At 66.8% G+C, this 23,031-nt stretch carries 21 protein-coding genes; 16 read left to right on the top strand and 5 right to left on the bottom strand.

Going from position 1 to position 23,031, the window contains the following annotated elements; all coding sequences use genetic code 11:
• Positions 1-53: 53 nt before the first annotated feature.
• The 3 genes from hemC to ACFFJ6_RS14590 are packed head-to-tail and all read left to right on the top strand — an operon-like array spanning position 54 to position 3,834.
• Positions 54-1,034 carry a hydroxymethylbilane synthase gene (gene hemC / locus ACFFJ6_RS14600; RefSeq protein WP_378388897.1) on the top strand — a complete coding sequence of 327 codons (981 nt, stop codon included), beginning with the start codon at positions 54-56 and terminating at the stop codon, positions 1,032-1,034.
• An 8-nt stretch (positions 1,035-1,042) separates the two neighbouring features.
• Positions 1,043-2,065, top strand: coding sequence for a magnesium chelatase ATPase subunit I (gene bchI, locus ACFFJ6_RS14595; RefSeq protein WP_378388895.1), 1,023 nt, complete (start codon positions 1,043-1,045; stop codon positions 2,063-2,065).
• Positions 2,062-3,834, top strand: coding sequence for a magnesium chelatase subunit D (locus tag ACFFJ6_RS14590; RefSeq protein WP_378388893.1), 1,773 nt, complete (start codon positions 2,062-2,064; stop codon positions 3,832-3,834). Before bchI ends, ACFFJ6_RS14590 begins: the two co-directional genes overlap by 4 nt.
• A 135-nt stretch (positions 3,835-3,969) precedes the next feature.
• On the opposite strand, the gene ACFFJ6_RS14585 is transcribed toward ACFFJ6_RS14590, so the two are convergent.
• Together ACFFJ6_RS14585 and hemE are read right to left on the bottom strand one after the other, a co-directional pair.
• Entirely contained in the window at positions 3,970-4,698 is a 729-nt protein-coding gene (locus ACFFJ6_RS14585; RefSeq protein ID WP_378388891.1) for a PilZ domain-containing protein, read from the bottom strand.
• Between the two features lie 302 nt (positions 4,699-5,000).
• Positions 5,001-6,017: a uroporphyrinogen decarboxylase gene (gene hemE / locus ACFFJ6_RS14580; RefSeq protein ID WP_378388889.1), complete on the bottom strand. Its 1,017-nt coding sequence runs from the start codon at positions 6,015-6,017 to the stop codon at positions 5,001-5,003.
• 140 nt (positions 6,018-6,157) lie between these two features.
• Here hemE and ACFFJ6_RS14575 point away from each other — a divergent pair, with 140 nt between their 5' ends.
• The 7 genes from ACFFJ6_RS14575 to ACFFJ6_RS14545 all read left to right on the top strand — a co-directional run bounded on the left by ACFFJ6_RS14575 (position 6,158) and on the right by ACFFJ6_RS14545 (position 12,387).
• Positions 6,158-7,117, top strand: coding sequence for an alpha/beta fold hydrolase (locus tag ACFFJ6_RS14575; protein ID WP_378388887.1), 960 nt, complete (start codon positions 6,158-6,160; stop codon positions 7,115-7,117).
• A gap of 159 nt (positions 7,118-7,276) precedes the next feature.
• Complete coding sequence (bchO, locus tag ACFFJ6_RS14570) at positions 7,277-8,167, top strand: alpha/beta fold hydrolase BchO (protein ID WP_378388885.1); 891 nt, start codon at positions 7,277-7,279, stop codon at positions 8,165-8,167.
• A 77-nt stretch (positions 8,168-8,244) separates the two neighbouring features.
• Positions 8,245-9,780 carry a phytoene desaturase gene (locus ACFFJ6_RS14565; RefSeq protein WP_378388883.1) on the top strand — a complete coding sequence of 512 codons (1,536 nt, stop codon included), beginning with the start codon at positions 8,245-8,247 and terminating at the stop codon, positions 9,778-9,780.
• Positions 9,777-10,844 (top strand): phytoene/squalene synthase family protein, encoded by a 1,068-nt coding sequence (locus tag ACFFJ6_RS14560; RefSeq protein WP_378388881.1) that lies wholly within the window; start codon positions 9,777-9,779, stop codon positions 10,842-10,844. The genes ACFFJ6_RS14565 and ACFFJ6_RS14560 overlap by 4 nt, the downstream gene beginning before the upstream one ends.
• Before the next feature lie 253 nt (positions 10,845-11,097).
• Positions 11,098-12,009, top strand: a complete 912-nt coding sequence (hemF, locus tag ACFFJ6_RS14555) for an oxygen-dependent coproporphyrinogen oxidase (RefSeq protein ID WP_378388879.1) — start codon at positions 11,098-11,100, stop codon at positions 12,007-12,009.
• Between the two features lie 94 nt (positions 12,010-12,103).
• Positions 12,104-12,238 (top strand): hypothetical protein, encoded by a 135-nt coding sequence (locus ACFFJ6_RS14550; protein WP_378388877.1) that lies wholly within the window; start codon positions 12,104-12,106, stop codon positions 12,236-12,238.
• The gene (locus ACFFJ6_RS14545) at positions 12,235-12,387 is read left to right on the top strand and encodes a hypothetical protein (RefSeq protein ID WP_378388875.1); all 153 of its coding nucleotides are present in this window, start codon (positions 12,235-12,237) and stop codon (positions 12,385-12,387) included. Before ACFFJ6_RS14550 ends, ACFFJ6_RS14545 begins: the two co-directional genes overlap by 4 nt.
• 314 nt (positions 12,388-12,701) lie before the next feature.
• On the opposite strand, the gene ACFFJ6_RS14540 is transcribed toward ACFFJ6_RS14545, so the two are convergent.
• The 3 genes from ACFFJ6_RS14540 to crtD all read right to left on the bottom strand — a co-directional run bounded on the left by ACFFJ6_RS14540 (position 12,702) and on the right by crtD (position 15,743).
• Positions 12,702-13,031 (bottom strand): GIY-YIG nuclease family protein, encoded by a 330-nt coding sequence (locus ACFFJ6_RS14540; protein WP_378388873.1) that lies wholly within the window; start codon positions 13,029-13,031, stop codon positions 12,702-12,704.
• A 176-nt stretch (positions 13,032-13,207) separates the two neighbouring features.
• Positions 13,208-14,161, bottom strand: a complete 954-nt coding sequence (locus ACFFJ6_RS14535; RefSeq protein WP_378388871.1) for a carotenoid 1,2-hydratase family protein — start codon at positions 14,159-14,161, stop codon at positions 13,208-13,210.
• A 31-nt stretch (positions 14,162-14,192) separates the two neighbouring features.
• Positions 14,193-15,743, bottom strand: a complete 1,551-nt coding sequence (gene crtD / locus ACFFJ6_RS14530) for a 1-hydroxycarotenoid 3,4-desaturase CrtD (RefSeq protein ID WP_378388869.1) — start codon at positions 15,741-15,743, stop codon at positions 14,193-14,195.
• Between the two features lie 121 nt (positions 15,744-15,864).
• Between crtD and ACFFJ6_RS14525 the strand changes: the two genes are divergently transcribed.
• The 6 genes from ACFFJ6_RS14525 to bchZ all read left to right on the top strand — a co-directional run bounded on the left by ACFFJ6_RS14525 (position 15,865) and on the right by bchZ (position 22,994).
• A complete protein-coding gene (locus ACFFJ6_RS14525) occupies positions 15,865-16,731 on the top strand; it encodes a polyprenyl synthetase family protein (protein WP_378388867.1) in 867 nt (288 codons plus the stop codon).
• Positions 16,732-16,777: 46 nt separating this feature from the next.
• On the top strand, positions 16,778-17,914 hold the full coding sequence (locus ACFFJ6_RS14520) for a methyltransferase (protein ID WP_378388865.1): 1,137 nt from the start codon (positions 16,778-16,780) through the stop codon (positions 17,912-17,914).
• 74 nt (positions 17,915-17,988) lie between these two features.
• Complete coding sequence (bchC, locus tag ACFFJ6_RS14515; RefSeq protein WP_378388863.1) at positions 17,989-18,927, top strand: chlorophyll synthesis pathway protein BchC; 939 nt, start codon at positions 17,989-17,991, stop codon at positions 18,925-18,927.
• Positions 18,927-19,925: a chlorophyllide a reductase iron protein subunit X gene (locus tag ACFFJ6_RS14510; protein WP_378388861.1), complete on the top strand. Its 999-nt coding sequence runs from the start codon at positions 18,927-18,929 to the stop codon at positions 19,923-19,925. Before bchC ends, ACFFJ6_RS14510 begins: the two co-directional genes overlap by 1 nt.
• A 25-nt stretch (positions 19,926-19,950) precedes the next feature.
• Complete coding sequence (bchY, locus tag ACFFJ6_RS14505; RefSeq protein ID WP_378388859.1) at positions 19,951-21,546, top strand: chlorophyllide a reductase subunit Y; 1,596 nt, start codon at positions 19,951-19,953, stop codon at positions 21,544-21,546.
• Entirely contained in the window at positions 21,546-22,994 is a 1,449-nt protein-coding gene (bchZ, locus tag ACFFJ6_RS14500) for a chlorophyllide a reductase subunit Z (RefSeq protein ID WP_378388857.1), read from the top strand. Before bchY ends, bchZ begins: the two co-directional genes overlap by 1 nt.
• The last annotated feature ends 37 nt before the right edge of the window (positions 22,995-23,031 follow it).

The raw sequence follows: 23,031 nt of genomic DNA, 5'->3' as shown, positions 1-23,031 counted from the left end.
GGTTCGGCCGTCAGTCGCCGCGGGCCCTTCGCGGTCGTCGAATGGAGCATGTGGTGAAAATTCCAGTCCGCATTGGGACGCGCAAGAGCGTGATGGCGCTTGCCCAGACCGAGGACATTGCCAGCCAGTTGCGCGCGGCCGCGAGTGAACTCGATCCCGAGATCGTCAAGTTCGAAACCGTCGGCGACAGCGACCAGATCAGCAAACTTCTGCCGCATGGCGGCAAGGGCGGGGCATTCGTGGCGGAAATCCGCGCCGCGATGCTGCGCGGCGATCTGCATTGCGCAATGCACTCGCTCAAGGACATGCCGGCCAACGAAGAGACGCCCGGCCTGATCGTCGCCGCCACGCTGGCGCGCGATCCGGCCAACGACTCGCTGGTGCTGCGCAAGGGCCTGACGCTCGACGAGCTGAAGGCCTCGCGCGGCAAGGGCTACACCATCGGCACCAATGCGGTGCGGCGCGCGGCCTATGCCAAGCGGCTGTTCCCCGAGGTCAACGTCATTCACTTCCGTGGCGCGGCAGATACGCGGCTGCGCAAGCTCGACAATCGCGAAAAGCAGCGCCTGCCGGACGGCGGCGAAGTCGGTCCCGCAGATGCGCTGATCATGGCGCGTTCGGGCCTCGAGCGCGTCGGTTTCGCCGACCGCATCGTGCACGACTTCACGCCCGACGAGATGCTGCCGTCGGCCGGGCAGGGCATCGTCGCGGTGGAGTGCCCGATCAACGACTGGCAGACCCGCAAATATCTGGCGCTGATCGACGATCCCAAGGCGCGGCTGTGCTGCGATGCGGAACGCGAAGTGCTGTGGGTGCTGAACGGCCACTGCAACTCGCCGATGGCCGCCTACTCCACTATCAATGGCTCGGAGATGACGCTGAGCGCCTCGGTGCTGGATCAGGAAGGCGGCCTGTTCATCGAGGCCAAGCGCAGCGGACCGGCCGATCGGCCCCGCGAACTCGGCCGTGCGATCGGCCTCGATCTGCTCGGCAAGGGCGCCGCCGCGATCATCGAAAAAACGCGGCCGGAGTAACTCATCCCATGGCGATCGTATTCCCGTTCTCCGCCATCGTCGGCCAGGAAGAGATGAAGCTCGCCTTGCTGATTGCGGCTGTCGATCAGAAGGTCGGCGGCGTGCTGGCGTTCGGCGACCGCGGCGCCGGCAAGTCGACCGCGGTGCGCGCGCTCGCCGCGCTGCTGCCGAAAATGAAGACGGTCGTCGGCTGTCGCTACAATTGCGATCCCGACCAGCCCGAGCGCTATTGCGAAGAGTGCAAGGAGAAGGTCAAGCACGGCAAGGTCAAGACCGCGCAAGTGCCTGTGCCGGTGGTCGATCTGCCGCTCGGCGCCACCGAAGATCGCGTCGTCGGCGCGCTCGATCTCGAACGTGCGCTCGCCAAGGGCGAGAAGGCGTTCGAGCCGGGCCTGCTCGCGCGCGCGCATCGCGGCTTCCTCTACATCGACGAAGCCAACCTGCTTGAAGATCATCTCGTGGACCTGCTGCTCGACGTCGCGGCGAGCGGCGAGAACGTGGTCGAACGCGAAGGTCTCAGCATCCGCCATCCGGCGCGCTTCGTGCTGGTCGGCACCGGCAACCCGGAAGAGGGCGAGCTGCGTCCGCAATTGCTCGACCGCTTCGGCATGTCGGTGGAAGTGAAGACGCCCGATACGCTTCCGGAACGCATCGAGGTGGTGCGCCGCCGCGATGCGTTCGAAAACGACCCCGCCGCCTTCATCGAGGCATGGACCAAGGAAGAGGCCAAGCTGCGCCGTAAGATCACGCAGGCCAAGGAGCGGTTGCCCGAAGTAACCGTGCCCGACGCCGCGCTGGAGCGTGCCGCCAAGCTGTGCATGACGCTCGGCACCGATGGCCTGCGCGGTGAGCTCACCTTGATGCGCGCCGCCCGTGCGCTCGCGGCGCTGGAGCACGACAAGACCGTCACCGACGATCACCTCAAGCGGATCGCGCCGTCGGCGCTGCGGCATCGGCTGCGCCGAAATCCTCTGGACGACGCCGGATCGAGCGTGCGTGTCGATCGGGCGCTCGCTGAAATCTTCGGATGAGCATCTCGCCAGCATGGTCCGATGCGGTGACCGCGGCGCAGTTGTTCGCGGTGGATCCGGTCGGCACCGGCGGCGTGCTGCTGCGCTCGCGCGCCGGTCCGGTGCGCGATCGCTGGATGGCGCTGCTGCGCGCCGCGCTGCCGCCTGATCAGCCCTATCGGAATCTGCCGCTGCACATCGCCGACGGCCGCCTGCTCGGCGGCCTCGATCTGTCCGCGACGCTGCTCGCCGGCCGTCCGGTCGCCGAGCGCGGCCTGCTGGCGGAAACCGATGGCGGCGTGCTGGTCGTGGCGATGGCGGAGCGGCTGCAGTCCTCCACCAACGTGTATCTCACCGCGGCGATGGACTCGCAGGAAACCGCGGTGGAGCGCGATGGACTGTCCCTGCGGATGCCGGCGCGGTTCGGCGTCGTCGCGCTCGACGAGGGCATCGAGGACGAGTTCGCGCCCGCCGGCCTGCGCGACCGGCTCGGCTTCCATCTCGACCTCGATCAGTTCGCCTGGCGCGACACCGAGGATTTTCCAGTTGAACTCGACGCCATCGTCGCCGCGCGCGGACGTCTGGCGGGTATCAAAGTCGAAAGCGAGCAGATCGAGGCGATCTGCACCGCCGCCGCCGCGCTCGGCATTGTCTCGCTGCGCGCGCCGCTGCTGGCGATTCGCGCCGCCAAGGCGAGTGCGGCGCTGTTCGATCGCCGCACCATCGAGCAGGACGACATCACGCTGGCCGCGCGTCTGGTGCTTGCGCCGCGCGCGACCATCTTCCCGCAGCAGGACCAGCCCGATCAGGCCGACGAGCCGCCGCCACCCGAGCCGCCGCCGCCGGACGACAATTCCGACAACAATGATCAGCAGGAGCCGCCGACTCCCGATCTCGACAAGGCGCTCGACGAAGTGATCCTCGCCGCCGTGAAGGCCGCGATGCCGCCCGGCGTGCTGGAAGCGCTACGCGCCTCCGCAGGCCGCTCGCGGTCGCGCTCTGCCGGCAAGGCAGGTGAACTGCAGAAGTCGAAGAAGCGCGGCCGTCCTGCGGGCTCGCTGCGCGGCGAATTGCGCGACGGCAGCAAGCTCAACGTCATCGAAACGCTGCGCGCCGCGGCGCCGTGGCAGCCGCTGCGCCGGCGTCAGGCCGAGGCTCGGCCCGGCACCAAGCCGCGCGTGCTGGTGGAGAAGGACGATTTCCGGATCGCGCGCTTCAAACAGCGCACCGAGACGATCACCATCTTCGTGGTCGACGCGTCGGGCTCCGCGGCGCTGCATCGCCTCGCCGAGGCTAAGGGCGCGGTCGAGTTGTTACTTGCCGACTGCTACGTGCGCCGCGATCAGGTCGCGATGGTGTCGTTCCGCGGCACCATCGCGGAGATCCTGCTGCCGCCGACGCGGTCGCTGGCGCGCGCCAAGCGTAGCCTCGCCGGGCTGCCGGGCGGCGGCGGCACGCCGCTGGCGGCCGGGCTCGACACCGCCTTCATGATGGCCGATTCGATCAAGCGCAAAGGCCAGACGCCGACCGTCATCGTGCTCACCGACGGCCGCGCCAATATCGCGCGCGACGGCGCGCCGGGCCGGCCGCAGGCCGAGGAAGACGCCAAAACGTCGGCCCGGCAATTCCGCGTCGCCGGCATCAATTCGGTGGTGATCGACATGTCGCCGCGTCCCGGCCCGCAGGCCGAGGCCTTCGCCAAGGAAATGGACGCGCGCTATCTGCCGCTGCCGCATGCCGACGCGACCGTGCTGGCACAGGCCGTCACCGCCGCCGCGCGGGCAGGCTGATCGACGTCTCCGAGCGATCTGCTGACATCGGCTTCGTCGTTCATTGTCATTGCGAGGAGCGCAGCGACGAAGCAATCCAGCGCGCCGCAGTGAGCCGGATAGCTTCGCGTCGCGCGCAATGACGAAAGACTTTGCTCACACGTCGAGCTCGACGGTTTCGCTGCTGCCGTGGCTCGGCGCCTCGCCGTCTTTCCACTGCGACGAGTCCGTCGAGGCGAGGCGTTCGACGCGGGACTCGATGGTGTTGGTTCGCCCCGCAGGGCGGGCGATCCGCCATTCCAGTTCGTTGCGGTTCTGCAGCTCGGCGAACTTCACCGCGAAGCCGTCGGGCCGGTGGCGAACCACGCGGCCGACGCAACCTCCCACGGCCAGCGGCGTACCGATCTCCGGTTGCACGTCGGCCGACACCGCAACACCCGAAATCGACATGTCGATGACGAAGCAGGTGTGCACGCTGCCGTCGGCCATGATCAGACTCGAATGCGGGCAGGCCGGCACGATGCGCGCCTGCTGCCGCGCGTCGACGATCGCCGGATCGCTGAGACGCTTCTCCAGCCAGGTGAGCTGATTCGACAGCCGCTCGCGCATCGCGCGTGTTACCGTGAGTTCGAGCAGGAAGCCGCCCGGCACGGTGTCGCTGATATGGCCTTCGAGCTTGCCGAAGTCGCTGAAGTAGGACGAGATCGAATCGCCGACACGGCCGACCACCGGCACGTCGACGATCATGCGGAACGGCGATACGCGGCTGGTGCGGCAGGCGAAGTTCCGCGGCTTGCCGTGCTGGTCGTACCAGTTGGCGAGCGAGTAGTTGCCGCCGACCGCGATGTTGACGGCGCGCTGCTTCAAGAAAGCCCGAACTGACAAGGCGAGAGTCTCCCAAGCTGCCCTCGGGACCTAACTAGTCTCGCCTCGTAATTGTGCCTAGCGGAATTGCGAAGGGCTGGCGGGTTGGTTATCGAAGGCTTAGGCGGCCGCGCGCATCTCCAAGCGCTTTATCGGCAAGTTGTGTGCATCGAGTTGTAGGGATGCAGGAACGCCCGCCGGATCATATCCAACGCGGAGCAAACGGAACTCGCAGGACGTCGAGAGAATAATTCGATTCAAATCCGCCGACAAAAAAGCCGGCGCTTGCGCACCGGCTTTCGATGGTTCGAGACGGAGGCGGCTCAGCCTTTGAAGGCGCGGACCCGCTTCACCATCTGCTCGACGTTTGCGATCGAGGCGTCCGGCGTGATGCCGTGGCCGAGGTTGAAGATGTGACGGCCGCCGGAGAAATTCTTCAGCACGTCGTCGACGCCTTCGTCGAGCGCCGCGCCGCCGGCGATCAGCAGCAGCGGGTCGAGATTGCCCTGCACCGCGACCTTGGTCTGCACCTGCTCGCGAACCAGCTTCGGCTCGGCGGTCCAGTCGATGCTCACAGCGTCGACGCCGGTGCGTTCGATGAAGGCCGGCAGCAATGCGCCGGCGCCGCGCGGGAAGCCGATGATCTTGGCGCCCGGCACCTGCTTGCGCACGCCCGCGACGATGCGCCGCGTCGGCTCGATGACCCAGCGCTCGAACTCGCGCGGCGGCAGAATGCCGCCCCAGGTGTCGAACAGCTGCAGCACGTCGGCGCCGGCTTCGAGCTGCTTGAGCAGATACTGGATCGAGCTCTCGACCAGCACGTCGATGATCTTGGCGAAGGCGCCGGGGTGCTGATAGGCCATCAGCCGCGCCGGGCCCTGATCCGACGTGCCCTGGCCGGCCACCATATAGGTGGCGACCGTGAAGGGCGCGCCGCAGAAGCCGATCAACGTGGTTTCCTTCGGCAGTTCGCTGCGCACGATGCGCAGCGCTTCGAACACCGGCTCGAGCTTGCCGAGATCGATCGCGCCGTTCAGCGTGCCGACCAGGTCGGGCGAGTTCAGCGGGTCGAGGCGCGGGCCCTCGCCGACTTCGAACCGCACCGCGCGGCCGAGCGCATGGGGCACCACCAGAATGTCCGAAAAGATGATCGCGGCGTCGAAGCCGAACCGCCGGATCGGCTGCAGCGTCACCTCGGCGGCCAGCTTGGCGTTGTAACACAGATCGAGGAAGCTGCCCGCCTCGGCGCGGGTCGCGCGGTACTCCGGCAGATAGCGGCCGGCCTGCCGCATCATCCACATCGGGGGAGAGGCCTGCCGGTTACCGGAAAGCACTTCCATGAACGGTTTCGTCACCAGATTCTGTGTCAAGAGAGCTACCCACTGTTTTACGACAAGCGACCTTGACGGTCTGATACACTGCGAACACCGTCTTGACCACGCCGACCTGCGGCGGAGGCGCCGCGAACAGGAATTTCGAGATGACCGCAACTGCAACCACCCCAGCATCCCCCGCAACGCGCAACGATGGTCCGGCCCTGCCTCCGCCGGTGCCGGGCGAGAAGCACGACATCGACAGCTTCGGCGGGCGGCTGACCTATTGGTCGGCTGCGCCGGCAGAGCCGTCGTCGGAGCCTCCGCTGTTGCTGATTCACAGCATCAACGCCGCCGGATCGGCCTACGAAGTCCGGCCGATCTTCGAGCACTACGCAGCCAAGCGCCCGGTCTACGCGGTTGAATTGCCGGGGTTTGGTCATTCGTCGCGTGCCAAGCGTCAATACACAATTCGGATGATGACGGATGCGATACATTCCGTAGTTGCCGAGATTCAAAAGGCGCATCCGGGCGCGAAGATCGACGCGCTGGCGCTGTCGCTCGGCAGTGAGTTTCTCGCGCGCGCCGCGAGCGAGACGCCGGACGCGTTCCGCAGCCTCGCGCTGGTCGCGCCGACCGGCTTCGACAAGCGAAACCAGCGCTGGACGCGCGGTTCGCGCGCGATTCCGTGGCTGCATTCGTTCTTCGAGAATCCGCTGTGGAGCGAGGGCATCTTCAAGGCGCTCACCGCCAAGCCGGTGATCAGCTGGTTCCTGAAGAAGGCGTTCGGCTCGCCCAACATCGATCAGGGCATGCTCGACTACGACTATCTGACGACGCATCAGCCCGGCGCGCAGCATGCGCCTTATTACTTCGTCTCAGGCTTCCTGTTCAGCCAGGACATCCTGCGGATCTATCAGGACCTGCCGATGCCGGTGTGGTTCAGCCACGGCGTGCGCGGCGACTTCGTCGACTACGGCTTCAAGAGCACGGTCGAAGGCCGGCCGAACTGGACCGTCACGGTGTTCCAGACCGGCGCAATGCCGCACTTCGAAGTGCCAGCCGAATTCATGCGCGCCTACGACGAATTCCTCGCGCGCACGGCTGCGAGTTCGGGCACGCCATAGCGGAAGCGGGCCATGTCGACGCCTCACACCACAAGAGGCCTCATCCTGAGGAGCGGCCCGCAGGGCCGCGTCTCGAAGGATGGCGCCACGCATCCTCATGGTTCGAGACGCCTGCAGAGCGGGCTCCTCACCATGAGGGGCCTGCAGCCGGGGTAGGCGATGAGCGATCTCGTCTGGAGTCGCGACGGCGCCGACTGGCCGCATCGGGAGGCCAGCCGGTTCGTCGAGGCGGGCGGCTTCCGCTGGCATGTGCAGCAGATGGGGCCGGCGGACGCGCCGGCGCTGCTGCTGATCCACGGCACCGGCGCGGCGTCGCATTCCTGGCGCGGGCTGATGCCGCTGCTGGCCAAGGACTATCAGGTCATCGCGCCGGATCTGCCCGGCCACGGCTTCACCCAGTCGCCGCGCGCGCACCGGCTGTCGCTACCCGGCATGGCGGCCGATCTCGCGGCGCTGCTGCGGGTGCTGAACGTCTCGCCGCAGATCGTGGTCGGGCATTCGGCCGGGGCGGCGATCGCCGCGCGGATGTGCCTCGACGGCACGATCGCGCCACGGCTGCTGATCAGCCTCAACGGCGCCTTCCTGCCCTATGGCGGGCCGGCGGCGAACTTCTTCTCGCCGCTCGCCAAAATGCTGGTGCTGAACCCGTTCGTGCCCAGCCTGTTCGCCTGGCAGGCCGGCTCGCGCGGCGCGGTCGAGCGGCTGATCGGCAATACCGGCTCGACCCTCGATGCGCAGGGGCTGAAGCTCTACGGCAAGCTGGTCGGCAATTCCGGCCACGTCGCCGCGGCGCTGCGGATGATGGCGAACTGGGATCTGGAGCCGCTGCTGCGCGCGCTGCCCGGCCTGAAGCCGCAGCTGGTGCTGGTCGCGGCCGACGGCGACCGGGCGATTCCGCCTTCCGTGGCCCGTAAGGTCCAGGAAATTCAGCCGAGAGCGGTGATCGAGCGGATTCCGGGGCTCGGCCACCTGGCCCACGAGGAGCAGCCGCAGCTCATTGCCGACATCATTGCGCGATATTCGCACCAGGAAGGGGCAAATATCGAATAGATCAAAGACGGGACTGTAAGTTTCGCATTACACATTTGGACTGGTTCGGCTGTCAATTTTTCGTTACAGTGGTGCCCATGCTCGATCCTGGTCCAACACCTGCTCCTCGTACCCCCGATGATCGCGCGCCGCATGCGGTGGTGATCGGCTCCGGCTTTGGCGGCTTGGCCGCTGCGGTTCGTCTCGGTGCAAAGGGGTATCGAGTAACCGTTCTGGAGAAGCTCGACGCCGCCGGCGGCCGCGCCTACGTCCACAAGCAGGACGGCTTCTCGTTCGACGCCGGGCCGACCATCGTCACCGCGCCGTATCTGTTCGAGGAGCTGTGGAAGCTGTGCGGCAAGCGGATGTCGGACGACATCACGCTGAAGCCGATGTCGCCGTTCTACCGCATCCGCTTCGACGACGGCACCTTCTTCGATTACTCCGACGACCGCGACGCGGTGCTGGACCAGATCGCCAAGTTCTGTCCGGACGACGTGCCGGCCTACGACCGCTTCATGGCGGCGTCGCACGAGATCTTCAAGGTCGGCTTCGAACAGCTCGGCGACCAGCCGTTCAACCGCTTCACCGACATGCTGAAGATCGCGCCCGCGATGATCCGTCTGGAGAGCTATCGCAGCGTTTACAGCCTGGTGGCCAAGCACTTCAAGGATCCGAAGCTGCGGCAAGTGTTCAGCTTCCATCCGCTGCTGATCGGCGGCAACCCGTTCATGTCGAGCTCGGTGTACTGCCTGATCACCTATCTCGAGAAGCAATGGGGCGTGCATTCGGCGATGGGCGGCACCGGCGCACTCGTCACCGGCCTCGTCGGCCTGATCGAGGGGCAGGGCAACCGCATCCTGTACAATCAGGACGTCCGCCAGATCGTCGTCGAGAACGGCACCGCGACCGGCGTCAAGCTCGCCGATGGCGAAGTGATCAAGGCCGACATCGTGGTGTCGAACGCCGATTCGGCCTCGACCTATCGCTATCTGCTGGCACCGGAGGCGCGCCGGCGCTGGACCGACGCCAAGATCGAGAAGTCGCGCTACTCGATGAGCCTGTTCGTCTGGTACTTCGGCACGAAGCGGCGCTACGAGGACGTCAAGCATCACACCATCCTGCTCGGCCCGCGCTATCGCGAGCTGATCAGCGACATCTTCGGCCGCAAGATCGTCGCCGACGATTTCAGCCTGTATCTGCATCGCCCAACCGCGACCGATCCGTCGCTGGCGCCGCCCGGCTGCGACACCTTCTATGTGCTGTCGCCGGTGCCGAACCTGCTCGGCAATGTCGACTGGCACAGCAAGGCTGAGCCGTACCGCGCCTCGATCGCCAAGATGCTCGGCGCCACCGTGCTGCCCGATCTGGAAAATCAGGTCGTGAGTTCGAAGATCACCACGCCGCTCGATTTCCAGGATCGGCTGTCGTCGTTCCGCGGCGCTGCCTTCGGGCTCGAGCCGGTGCTGTGGCAGAGCGCCTGGTTCAGGCCGCACAACCAGAGCGAAGACGTCAAGAACTTGTATCTCGTCGGCGCCGGCACGCATCCGGGCGCCGGGCTGCCCGGCGTGCTGTCCTCCGCGCGCGTGCTCGATTCCCTGGTCCCCGAGGCCAACAGTCTGGTGACATCATGAGTCTGCAATCCGACCTGCTGGCCCAATCCGACCTGCTGGCCTGCCGCGAGATGATCAAGGAAGGCTCGCGGACCTTCCACGCCGCCTCGATGGTGCTGCCACGCCGGATCAGCGATCCGGCGATCGCGCTCTACGCGTTCTGCCGCGTCGCCGACGACGCCGTCGATCTCGGCCTCGATCGCTCCAACGCGGTCGACGTGCTGAAGGACCGGCTCGACCGCGCCTGCCGCGGCCTGCCGCGGGCCTATCCGTCCGATCGCGCCTTCGCCGACGTGATCGCGCGGTTCTCGATTCCGCCGGCGATTCCCGAGGCGCTGATCGAAGGCCTCGAATGGGATTCGCAGGGCCGACGTTTCGAGACGCTGTCCGATCTGTATGCCTATTGCGCCCGCGTCGCCGGCACCGTCGGCGTGATGATGACGCTGGTGATGGGCCAGCGCCGTCCCGACATCGTCGCCCGCGCCTGCGATCTCGGCTGCGCCATGCAGCTCACCAACATCGCCCGCGATATCGGCGAGGATGCCCGCAACGGCCGCATCTACATGCCGCTGTCGTGGATGCGCGAAGCCGGACTCGATCCGGAAACGTGGCTCGCCGATCCGAAGTTCACGCCGGAGATCGCCGGCATCGTCAAGCGCCTGATCGACACCGCGGACGCGCTGTACGACCGCGCCACGCTCGGCATCGCCAATCTGCCGCGCTCGTGCCGCCCGGGCATCTTCGCGGCGCGCGCGCTGTATGCCGAGATCGGCCGCGAGGTCGAACGCTCCGGCCTCGATTCGGTGTCGAGCCGCGCGGTGGTCTCGACCGGCCGCAAGCTGGCCGTGCTGGCGCGCATGCTGGCGCTGCAGGAAACCGAATGGGCGCCGGCCAAGTATCTGCCGGCCAAGTTCGGCGACATGGAAGAAACCCGCTTCCTGGTCGATGCGGTGGTGGCCTATCCGGTCCGCGACGTGCCGCAGCGTCAGAAGGTCAACCCGATCGAGCAGAAGGTCGCATGGCTCGTCGACCTGTTCACCCGCCTCGAACGCCGCGACCAGATGCTGCAACGCAGCCGGGTGTAGTTACTTTGGCATCCGCGTCGCTCGCGGCCCATGGTTCGAGACGGCGCTTCGCGCCTCCTCACCATGAGGCTGTGTGCATTGAAGCGCTGCAACACGATCAAACCTCATCCTGAGGAGGCCGCGTAGCGGCCGTCTCGAAGGATGGGCTCCGCGCGCTCGACCAAACCACGCGTCATCCGCCACCCATTTGCAAAAACTCTCGAAGCCGCCACACTGGCGTGGTACCGATGCTCACTTGCAACGGATCATCGCCATGACCATCGACACCGACCTCGACCGCACGCCCACCACTTCGGATGACCCGGTGGAAGCGCGCCGCACCCGTGCCCGCGTCTGGTTCGAGGGCCTGCGCGACCGGATCTGCGCCGAGATCGAAACGCTGGAGCGCGAAGCGCCGGCCGACCTGTTTCCCGGCACGCCCGCGACCTTCACCTACAAGCCATGGCAGCGGAAGACCGGCGCCGGCGGCGGGGTGGGTGGTTTCCTGTCGGACGGCCGGCTGTTCGAAAAGATCGGCATCCACACCTCGTCGGCCAACGGCCGACTGACGCCGGAGATGGCGAAGAATCTGCCGGGCGACGGCGTGACGCTCGACTACGTGTCGACCAGCATCAGCCTGATCATGCATCCGCGTAGCCCGCGCGTGCCGACCGTGCACATGAACACGCGGTTTCTCTCGACCTCGCAGGGCTGGTTCGGCGGCGGCGCGGACCTGACGCCGATGCTGCCCGAGCAGCGCAGCCAGGAGGCGGAGGACGCGGTGATCTTCCACGCCGCCATGAAGGCCGCCTGCGACGCCCACGATCCGACCTACTACGCGAAATTCAAGCCGTGGGCCGACACCTACTTCTTCCTGCCGCATCGTGGCACGGCGCGCGGCGTCGGCGGCATCTTCTACGATCACCTCAACAGCGGCGATTTCGAACGCGACTTCGCCTTCACGCGCGACGTCGGCGCGGCGCTGCTCGACATCTATCCGAAGATCGTCCGCAAGCGCATGGCCGAGCCGTGGACCGAGGAGGAGCGCGCGCAGCAGCTCGCCTGCCGCGGCCTCTATGTCGAGTTCAATCTCTTGTACGACAAGGGCACGATGTTCGGCCTGCAGACCGGCGGCAACACCGAAACCATCATGAGCTCGATGCCGCCGCTGGTGAGCTGGAGCTGAAACGCGCGCAGGGAAGGGCGCGTAGCTGGGAGCAAGCGTCCACCGTGATCGATCATGCCCGCATGATCGATCCGCCAGCCTTGGGGAGTGCGCCGTGGAGGACTACTACGGACTGATCGAACTCGCCGCCGTGTTCCTGTGCCTGATCGTCGGCTGGCTGATCCTCGAACGCCAAGGCAAACGCCTCGACCGCGCCCGCGCCGAACGCGACAAGGGCAAGGCCCCATGACCAGCGACAGCGCCTTCAACTATTTCGAAATCCTGATGCTCGGGATGTTCGCGGCCAGCTGGCTGGTGCTGGAATGGCAGGGCAAGCGGCTGGACAAGAAACGCGAGGCGGAGAAGGCGCGGAGCGAGGTCCTTCCGGACAAGCACTGAGTCCGTCATGGCCGGGCTCCGTCCGGGCCACCCACGATCAGCCTCTCAACGAGCCGCGCACATTGTTTCCGTTTCATTGCCGCTCTTAAAGACGCATCTGTGCGGCACCGCCGTTCGTGGATGGCCGGGACGAGCCCGGCCATGACGGGGTGGGGATCCCTGCTGCATTTTGGCGGGCCGTGTAGCGGTGACGGCTGTCTGCCTGGTTATCACGGGCTCCGGACTCGGCGCGTCTTTCGACAGACGTCGCGTCGAGCATCCAAGCCCACCCCAGCCGTCATGGCCGGGCTCGTCCCGGCCATCCACGAACATCCTCACAACGAATCGTACAGATCGTCCCAGGTCGGATTCGTCGCCAGGATCAGGCGCACTTTCCAGGTCCGGCTCCAGTGCTTGAGGTTATGCTCGCGCTGAATCGCGGTTCGGATGTCGTCATAGGTTTCGAAATACACCAGCCGCTTGAGGCCGTAACGCTTGGTGAAACCGGCGATGGCACCGCTGCGATGCTCATAGACCCGGCGCACGAGGTCGTTCGTCACCCCGACATACAGGATGCCGTTGGGTCGGTTGGTCAGGAAGTACACGTAGCCGATACCCATATGGCGAGTGTGTGTTTCGTAAATGGCCGGGACAAGCCCGGCCATGACGGAATTTGGGGCGGGCGTCTGCTACTTCTGATAGTTCTTGGAGTTGGAGAGACCGCCTCGCAGCCGTCATGGCCGGGCTCGTCCCGGCCATCCACGAAAGCGCCGGATGAGCATTCGACATCGCAGGGCACGAGAAGCGCCCCGCCAGTCGGCGGCCGGCGTAGCGCCCTTGCTCACTTCCTTCTCGGCATCCGAAACGGCAGCATCGCCTGCACCACCGGCATCTTGAAGCGGTCCAGTGACAGGCTTTCGTGCATCAGCGTGACGCGTTCGCCGAGCAGGGTCGTCTCGACCATCGAGCGGGCGTAGAATGGGGTGTCTTCGACGGTGCGGACGATACGCGCATCGGCTTCGCTGCGGGCGCTGCGCTCGATGCGCCAGCCGGAGCGGGGGAGGGGCAACAAAGGCGGCGGGGTGAAGCGTTCCATGTTGCCTTGGGCGTCGAAAGTAATCGCCAGATCGATGCGGCTGCCGTCGCGGCGTTCGGCTTCGTAGAGGATCGCGGTCTTGTCGCGCAGCGCGCCGCGGGCCCATTCCCAATGGGTGAATCCGGTCTCGATCGGCGCGTCGCCGGCATTTGTGTCGAGATAGGCCTCGCCCTGCCACGACAGGCTCGGCTGGTCGAGCGTCACCTCGATCCGCGAGCGTGGCGCGATCGGCCACCAGCGGTGATTGCCGTCCTCGTTCAGCACGAAGTGATTCTTGGTCACCACCTGCGGGACGACGCGGACACGGCCCCTGATCCGGCCCGGGATCGGCGCGCTCATCTCGTTGATGTTGATGGTCAGCGCGCGGCCGTCCCAGCCGAGATCGCTGGGGCCGATCAGGAACGAGCCGAGATTGCGCGCCACCTTGCGGCGCGAGCGTTCGGTCATCGTCCAGCGCTTGCTGCCCTGGTGATACAGCGCGACATTGAGGGCGCAGTGGTTCAACGGATCCGCCGCGCCGCCGCGCCGCGCGAACGCGTAGTAGGGTGAAAATACGCTGCCGATGAAGGCGATGATGGTGAGGCCTTCGCGGCCGTCGTCGCTGATCGCGTCGACGTACCACCAGGCATAGCCGTTCGGCGGAACGTCGAGGTTGAAGCCGGCGCGGCGTTCGTCGGTCTCGTTGGGCCAGGCAATCATCGGGTCGGTCTACACTCGTGGGTCGAAAGATTCAGGTGGCTTTGGTTGCGGCCGGCCGCAGCCGCTGTTGCTCGGCGTCGAGATCGGCGAGCAGGCTGGCCGAGGCGGCGCGGCCCGACAACGCGGCCATCGGCACGCCGGGGCCGGGATGCGTGCTGCCACCGGCGAGATACAGGCCCGGCACCTTGGTGCGTGCGCCGGGGCGTTCGAACGATGCGCTCCAGCCGTGCGAGGCGCGGCCGTACAGCGCGCCGCCGGTCGCCGGAAACAGCCGGTTGAAATCTTCCGGCGTCGTCACCTGCGTCTTGTCGGGCTGCGCCTCGACGCGCAGGCCGCAACGTTCGAGCACCGCGAAGGTCCGCTGCGTCACGCGCGCGATCTCGTCCTGATCGAAGCGCTTGCGGTCGCCGATCGGCGGCGCGTTGACCAGCACCAGCAACTCTTCTTCGCCGCCGTCGTCGCCGAGCATGGCGGTGTCGTCGATGCGATCCTGGCCGCAGATATAGACGGTCGGCTCGCCCGGCACCTCGCCGCGGCCGAAGATGTCGGTGAACTCGCGCGCGTAGTCGCGCGAGAAGAACACCGAATGCCGGCTGAGCGGAAAGCCATCGGTCTTCGCCACCATGCTCCAGGTCATCGCCGACAGCGAGCGCAGTTTCGGCGCCAGCGGCGGCACCGCGCGCTGCACCGCCTGGCCGAACAGGCCGCCGGGCAGGGCGCCGACATCGGCATTGACGATGACGGAGGAGGATTCGATGCGCTCGCCATTGGCCAGGATCACGCCGGCGGCGCGGCCGCCCGACACCATGATCTCGCGCACCTCCTGCTCGTAGCGGATGCTCGCGCCGAGCCTGGTGGCGCAATCGGCGAGCGCGCGCGCCAGCGCATGCATGCCGCCCTCGATGATCCACACGCCCTGCTGCTCGACATGCGCGACCAGCATCAGCGTCGCGGGCGCCTGGAACGGCGAGGAGCCGCAATAGGTCGCGTAGCGGCCGAACAACTGCCGCAGCCGCGGATCCTTGAAGTAATCGCCGAGCGCGTTCCACATCGTGGTGAACGGCCGAATCTTGCGCAGCTCGATCAGTCCGCCGATGCCGCCCGCGGTGGCGAGGCCGGGCAGGCTCGGCGCGGTGGCGCGCAGGAACGGCGTCTCGAGGATCTGATAGATCTTGCGGCCATCGGCACAGAATTGCTTGTAGCGCCTGGCTTCGGCGGCGCCCGCGAACGCGCCGATCGCATCGACCGAGCGCGCCTCGTCGGCGAACAGGTCGAGCCGCGTGCGCTCGTCCCACGCGTGGCGCGCCAGCACCGACAGCGGGCGAAGCTTGACGGAGTCGGCAAAGTTGAGCCCGGCGCCGGCGAACAATTCCTCGAACACCCAGCGCATGGTGAAGACGGTGGGACCGCTGTCGATCCGCGCGGCGCCGATCCCGACCTCGCGGATCTTGCCGCCGGGCGCGGCGGCGCGCTCGACCACGGTCACGTCCAGACCGCGCGCCGACAAGGCCAGCGCGGACGTCAGTCCTGCCACCCCGGCGCCGACGATCACCACCCGATTCCGTGCGGCCAGATCTCTCATGCCGATTCCTGCTTCGCCTTAAGTGTCATTGCGCCATGTCATTGACAGGTGTCCATAATAACTTACAGTCACCGATGACAAGTTAAATTGACACTTGCTGGCTTGAGAGCGGGAGTCTGCCATGGACGTGACCAACCGGATCGAGCGTGCCCTCACCGAGGCTCTCAACCAGGCCGACCTCGCAGGCTGTCCGCCCCGTCTCGCGGCGGCGATGCGCAGCGCCGTATTCCCGCGCGGCGCGCGGGTGCGGCCACGGCTTTGCCACAGCGTCGCGGCGGCCTGCGGCGAGGACAACCCGGCTGCGACCGAAGCCGCCGGCGCCGCCCTCGAACTGATGCACTGCGCCTCGCTGGTGCACGACGATCTCCCCTGTTTCGACGGCGCCGATCTGCGCCGCGGCCGTCCCTCGGTGCACAAGGCGTTCGGTGAGCCGCTCGCCGTGCTGACTGGCGACGCGCTGATCGTGCTGGCGTTCCAGTCGATCGCCCGTGTGTCATGCCAGCCCGACCGGCTGTTGAAGTTGACCCAGATCATCGGCAGCGCCGTCGGCGTGCCGCTCGGCATCGTCGCCGGTCAGGCGTGGGAATGCGAGTCCGAGATCAACCTCGCGCATTATCACCGCTCCAAGACCGGCGCGCTGTTCGTCGCCGCGACCGCGGCGGGTGCGGCCTCGGCCGGCGCCGATCCGGAACCGTGGCGCATGGTCGGCGAGAAGATCGGCGAGGCCTATCAGGTCGCCGACGATCTGCGCGATGCCGCCGCTGACGAGGAAGAGATCGGCAAGCCGGTCGGCCAGGATATCGCGCACGACCGCCCCAGCGCGGTGCGCGAGATGGGCATCGACGGCGCGATCTATCACCTGAAGTCGCTGGTGCGCGGCGCGGTGGATGCGATGCCGCCTTGCTCCAACGGCAACGAACTGCGGTCGCTGATCATGTCGGAAGCGACCCGGCTGGTGCCGGCCAAGCTCGCCGCGACCGCGGCGTGAGGCTTCCCGGCTTGGCCTTTATGGCCGGCCGGTGGTAGCAGGAGTGATGAGTTCCTTCAGCCTGCGCGACCGGCTGCTCGGCTGGCGCGATGCGATCCTGTCGAGTCCGCGGTTTCAGCGCTTTGCCGCGGTGTTTCCGCTGACGCGCGGCGTGGCGCGCCGCCGTGCGGGCGCGATGTTCGATATCGTCGCCGGCTTCGTCTATTCCCAGATCCTGCTCGCCTGTGTGCAACTGCGGCTGTTCGATCTGCTGCGCGATCGCCCCCTCGGCGTCGACGAGCTCGCGCTGCGGCTGTCGCTGCCGCCCGAGTCGATGCGCATGCTGCTGGACGCCGCGACCGCGCTGAAGCTGGTGCAGCCGCGCAGCGGCGGCCGCTACGGCCTCGGCCAGCTCGGCGCCGAGCTGTGCGGCAATCCCGGCGTGCTGGCGCTCGTCGAGCATCACGCGATGCTGTACCGCGACCTCGCCGATCCGCTCGCCGTGCTGCGCGGACCGCGCGGCGGCGGCGAGCTCGCGGCCTATTGGGCCTATGTGCGCGGCGAGGGCGCGGCCGAGCTCGGCGCCGATCAGGTGCTGCCTTACACCGCGTTGATGGCTGCCTCGCAGCCGATGATCGCCCGCGAAGTGCTGCACGTGGTGTCGTTCAAGGACCACCGCTGCCTGCTCGATGTCGGCGGCGGCGACGGCTCGTTCCTGTCCGCAGTGGCCGCGCAGACGCCGGGCCTGCGTGTCATGCTGTTCGATCTGCCGGCGGTCGCCGCCAAAGCCGCCGAGCGGTTTGACGCGAACGGTCTCGCGGGCCGCGCCAGCGCGATCGGCGGCAGCTTCCGCGACGATGCGCTGCCCGAGGGTGCCGACATCGTGTCGCTGGTCCGCATCATCCACGACCACGACGATGACGTCGTCACCGCGCTGCTGCGCGCCGTCCACAAGGCCTTGCCGGACAACGGTAAATTGGTGATCGCCGAACCGCTCGCCGGTCCGCCCGGCCGCGAATCCAGCACCGACGCCTATTTCGCGGTTTACCTGCGGGCGATGGGCACCGGGCAGGGCCGGACCTTCGCCCGGCTGCGCGAGCTTCTGGAGGAGGCCGGCTTCGGCGACATCCGGTTGCACTCGGGTCCGATGCCCATGGTCGCCTCCGTAATTACCGCAATCAAGCGCCCCGATGTGTTAATCTAGCTTGACACTGCATTCCGTCAGTTTACTCTGACACTCAGCGGCAGGACTCTGCCGCCTGGGATTTGGAGTAGGCGATGGAAACCATCGCGGTCGTACTCAAGCAGCCACAACACGTCGAACTCAGCCGGCTCAGCCTCACGGCGCCGACTGCTGACGACGTTGTCGTCGATGTTGCCTGGAGCGGTGTCAGCACCGGGACCGAGCGTTTGTTGTGGTCCGGCCGGATGCCGCCATTCCCCGGAATGGGTTATCCGCTGGTGCCCGGGTATGAGTCGGTCGGCGAAGTCGTCGAGGCGGGCGTTGCGACTGACTTGCAGCCGGGCCAGATGGTATTCGTGCCGGGCGCGAAATGCTTCGGCGAAGTCCGCGGCCTGTTCGGCGCTTCCGCCTCGCGCCTCGTCGTTCCGGCCAAGCGCGTCGTGCCGCTCGATCAGCAGCTCGGCGAGCGCGGTATCCTGATAGCTCTCGCCGCGACCGCTTACCATGCCATCGCGGCCCGTGGCGCGACACCGCCGGACTGCATCGTCGGTCACGGCGTGCTCGGCCGCCTGCTCGCGCGCATCTCGGTCGCGCTCGGTAATCCGCCGCCGACGGTCTGGGAGAAGAACCCGGTCCGCGCCGGCGGCGCCGACGGTTACGCGGTGATCGACCCCGAAACCGACGACAGACGCGACTATCGTAGCATCTACGACGTCAGCGGCGACCCGAAACTCCTGGACGTTTTGATTTCGCGCATCGCGGCGACCGGAGAGATCGTGCTCGCTGGCTTCTACAGCGAGCCGCTGTCCTTCGCCTTCCCTCCGGCTTTCATGCGTGAAGCCCGGATCCGGATCGCGGCGGAATGGCAGCCGCCGGACATCGTCGCCGCCAAGGCGCTGATCGACAGCGGCAAGCTCTCGCTCGACGGACTAATCACGCACCACCAGGAGGCGGCGTCGGCCCCCGACGCCTATCGGATCGCTTTCGAAGACCCTGCATGCCTCAAAATGGTTCTGAACTGGAGACCGAGCTGATGAACGTCGTTCCGCAGATCCGCCTGCAAGACGCACAACTCCGGGCCGAGGCGTCGATCGAGCCCGACGCCCCGGTGACGACTCCCGTGACCAAAGAGACTCAGATCATCGCCATCTACGGCAAGGGCGGCATCGGCAAGAGCTTCACGCTCGCCAACCTCAGCTACATGATGGCCCAGCAGGGCAAGAAGGTGCTGCTGATCGGCTGTGATCCGAAGAGCGACACCACCTCGCTGCTGTTCGGCGGCAAGGCGACCCCGACCATCATCGAAACCTCGTCGAAGAAGAAGCTCGCCGGCGAGGAAGTCACGATCAGCGACGTCTGCTTCAAGCGCGACGGCGTGTTCGCGATGGAGCTCGGCGGACCGGAAGTCGGTCGCGGCTGCGGCGGTCGCGGCATCATCCACGGCTTCGAAACGCTGGAGAAGCTCGGCTTCCACGAGTGGGGCTTCGACTATGTGCTGCTCGACTTCCTCGGCGACGTGGTGTGCGGCGGCTTCGGCCTGCCGATCGCCCGCGACATGTGCCAGAAGGTGATCGTCGTCGGCTCCAACGATCTGCAGTCGCTCTACGTCGCCAACAACGTCTGCTCCGCGGTCGAATACTTCCGCAAGCTCGGCGGCAATGTCGGCGTCGCCGGCATGGTGATCAACAAGGACGACGGCACCGGCGAGGCTCAGGCTTTCGCCAATGCGGCCGGCATTCCGGTGCTGGCGGCGATTCCCGCCGATGAAGACATCCGCCGCAAGAGCGCGAACTACGAGATCGTCGGCCTGCCCGACGGGCAGTGGGGTCCGCTGTTCGCCACCCTGGCCGAGAACGTCGCGATCGCGCCGCCGGTCCGGCCGAAGCCGCTCACGCAGGACGGCCTGCTCGGCCTGTTCTCCAGCGATGTCACGGGGCGCGACGTCGTGCTCCTGCCTGCGACGATGGAAGACATGTGCGGCGCCACGGTGCTGAACAAGCCGTCGCTCGAAGTGATCTACGACGCGGTCTGATCCACAGCGTGTCCGGGAGTCCGTCATGAACGCAATGTCTCGCTATTCAGGTCCCATCGGCGATTCGATCGTTACCGATCCCGCCGATGGCGACGCCATGGCGGACGGCGCCGACGCCGCGGTGAACGTCGCTGCGACCAAGACGGATGGGCTTGGTTGCCACGCCGGCGCGGCGGAAATGAAGGCCGCCGCGGAGGCCGCGGGCAAGAGCGAAATCCTCGACCGCTACGCCGCGGACTATCCGAAGGGGCCGCATGATCAGCCGCAGAGCATGTGCCCGGCGTTCGGCTCGCTGCGCGTCGGCCTGCGGATGCGTCGGACCGCGACGATCCTGTCCGGCTCGGCCTGCTGCGTCTACGGCCTGACCTTCGTGTCGCATTTCTACGGCGCGCGCCGCACCGTCGGCTACGTGCCGTTCAGTTCGGAGACGCTGGTCACCGGCAAGCTGTTCGAAGACATCCGCGACGCCGTCTACAAGCTCGCCGATCCCGAGCACTACGATACGATCATCATCACCAATCTCTGCGTGCCGACCGCGTCCGGCGTGCCGCTGGATCTGCTGCCGAACGAGATCAACGGCGTGCGTATCGTCGGCATCGACGTGCCGGGATTCGGCGTGCCGACTCATGCCGAGGCCAAGGACGTGCTGGCCGGCGCGATGCTCGAATACGCCCGCAAGGAAGCCGAACAGGGCCCGGTGCAGGCGCCGCGCGGCGGCCGCAGCGAGCGGCCGACGGTGACGCTGCTCGGCGAAATGTTTCCGGCCGATCCGGTCGGCATCAACATGATGCTGGAGCCGCTCGGCCTCGCCGCCGGTCCGGTGGTCCCGACCCGCGAATGGCGTGAGCTTTATGCGGCGCTCGACTGCGAAGTCGTCGCTGCGATTCATCCGTTCTACAAAGCCAGCATCCGTCAGTTCGAACTCGCCGGCCGCAAGGCCGTCGGCTCGGGGCCGGTTGGTCACGACGGCACCGAGACCTGGCTGGAAGCGATCGGCACCGCCTGCAACGTATCGCGCGACAAGATCGACGCGGCGAAGAATCGCTTCCTGCCGGCCATCAAGGCCGCGCTCGCCGCCAAGCCGATCGACGCGCGGATCACCGTGTCGGGCTACGAAGGCTCCGAGCTGCTGGTGGCGCGGCTGCTGATCGAAAGCGGTGCGCGTGTGCCGTATGTCGGCACGGCGGTGCCACGCACGCCGTGGTCCGACCTCGATCGCGAGTGGCTCGAAGCCAAGGGCGTGCGGGTGCAGTACCGCGCCTCGCTCGAGCAGGATTTCGCGGCGGTCGACGAATTCCGTCCGGATCTGGCGATCGGCACCACTCCGGTGGTGCAGAAGGCCAAGACCATGGCGATCCCGTCTTTGTACTTCACCAATCTGATTTCGGCGCGGCCGCTGTTCGGCGTCGCCGGCGCCGGCTCGCTGGCGCAGGTGATCAACGCGGCGCTCGCCAATCAGGCGCGCTTCGACGAGATGAAAGAGTTCTTCGGCGACGTCGGGCAGGGCCCCGGCGCCGGCATCTGGACCGACACGCCGAAGGACTACCCCGCCTTCCGCGACAAATATCGCAAGCAGATCGAAGCCGCAGCCAAGAAGCGCAAGGCGGAGGAGATGATCTGATGCTTGTTCTCGATCACGATCGCGCCGGCGGCTATTGGGGCGCCGTCTATGCCTTCACCGCGGTGAAGGGCCTGCAGGTGATCATCGACGGTCCGGTGGGCTGCGAGAATCTGCCGGTGACCTCGGTGCTGCACTACACCGACGCGCTGCCACCCCACGAACTGCCGATCGTCGTCACCGGGCTCGGCGAAGAAGAACTCGGCAAGCTCGGCACCGAAGGTGCGATGAAGCGCGCCCATCGCGCGCTCGATCCTTATCTGCCGGCGGTGGTGGTCACCGGATCGATCGCCGAGATGATCGGCGGCGGCGTCACGCCGGAGGGCACCGGCATCAAGCGATTCCTGCCGCGCACCATCGACGAGGATCAGTGGCAGAGCGCCGACCGCGCGATCTCCTGGCTGTGGAAGGAATACGGCCCGAAGAAGATTCCGGAGCGCACCCGCAAGGACGGCGAGAAGCCGCGCGTCAACATCATCGGGCCGATCTACGGCACCTTCAACATGCCGTCCGATCTCGCCGAGATCCGACGCCTGATCGAAGGCATCGGCGCCGAAGTCAACATGGTGTTTCCGCTCGGTACGCATCTGGCCGACATTCCCAAGCTGGTCAACGCCGACGTCAATGTCTGCATGTATCGCGAGTTCGGCCGGCTGCTGTGCGAAGCGCTGGAGCGGCCGTATCTGCAGGCGCCGATCGGGCTGCATTCGACCACGCGCTTCCTGCGCAAGCTCGGCGAGCTCACCGGGCTCGACCCGGAGCCGTTCATCGAGCGCGAGAAGAACACCACGATCAAGCCGTTGTGGGATCTGTGGCGCTCGGTGACGCAGGACTTCTTCGGCACCGCCAGCTTCGCGGTGGTCGCGACCGACACCTATGCGCGCGGCCTGAGGCATTTCCTCGAAGAGGAGATGGGCCTGCCGTGCAGCTTCGCGTTCTCGCGCAAGGCCGGGGTCAAGCCCGACAACGACGCGGTGCGGGCCGCGATTCGGCAGACGCCGCCGCTGATCATGTTCGGCAGCTACAACGAAAGAATGTACCTGGCCGAAGCCGGCGCGCGCGCAGTGTACATCCCGGCGTCGTTCCCGGGCGCGGTGATCCGCCGGCACACCGGCACGCCGTTCATGGGCTATTCGGGCGCGACTTACCTCGTGCAGGAAGTCTGCAACGCGCTGTTCGACGCGCTGTTCAACATCCTGCCGCTCGGCAGCGATCTCGACCGGGTCGATCCGACGCCGGCGCGCCGCCACGAAGAATTGCTGTGGAGCGACGAGGCGAAAGCCCTGCTCGACCAGGTTCTCGAATCTCATCCGGTGCTGGTGCGTATTTCCGCGGCGAAGCGCTTGCGCGATGCCGCCGAAAACAGCGCGCGCCGCGCCGGACAGGAAAAAGTCACTACCGAATTCGTCACTAAAGCACGTGCTGCGTTGCTCGACGGGCAATCGGTGTAACGATGATTTGAGCTAGAACAATGCGGTTCACAATGTC

The sequence above is a fragment of the Rhodopseudomonas telluris genome (assembly GCF_042432815.1).
Classification (GTDB): domain Bacteria; phylum Pseudomonadota; class Alphaproteobacteria; order Rhizobiales; family Xanthobacteraceae; genus Rhodopseudomonas; species Rhodopseudomonas telluris.
Note: the sequence above shows the minus strand (reverse complement) of the source record. Positions and strands in the feature narration are given on the sequence as shown.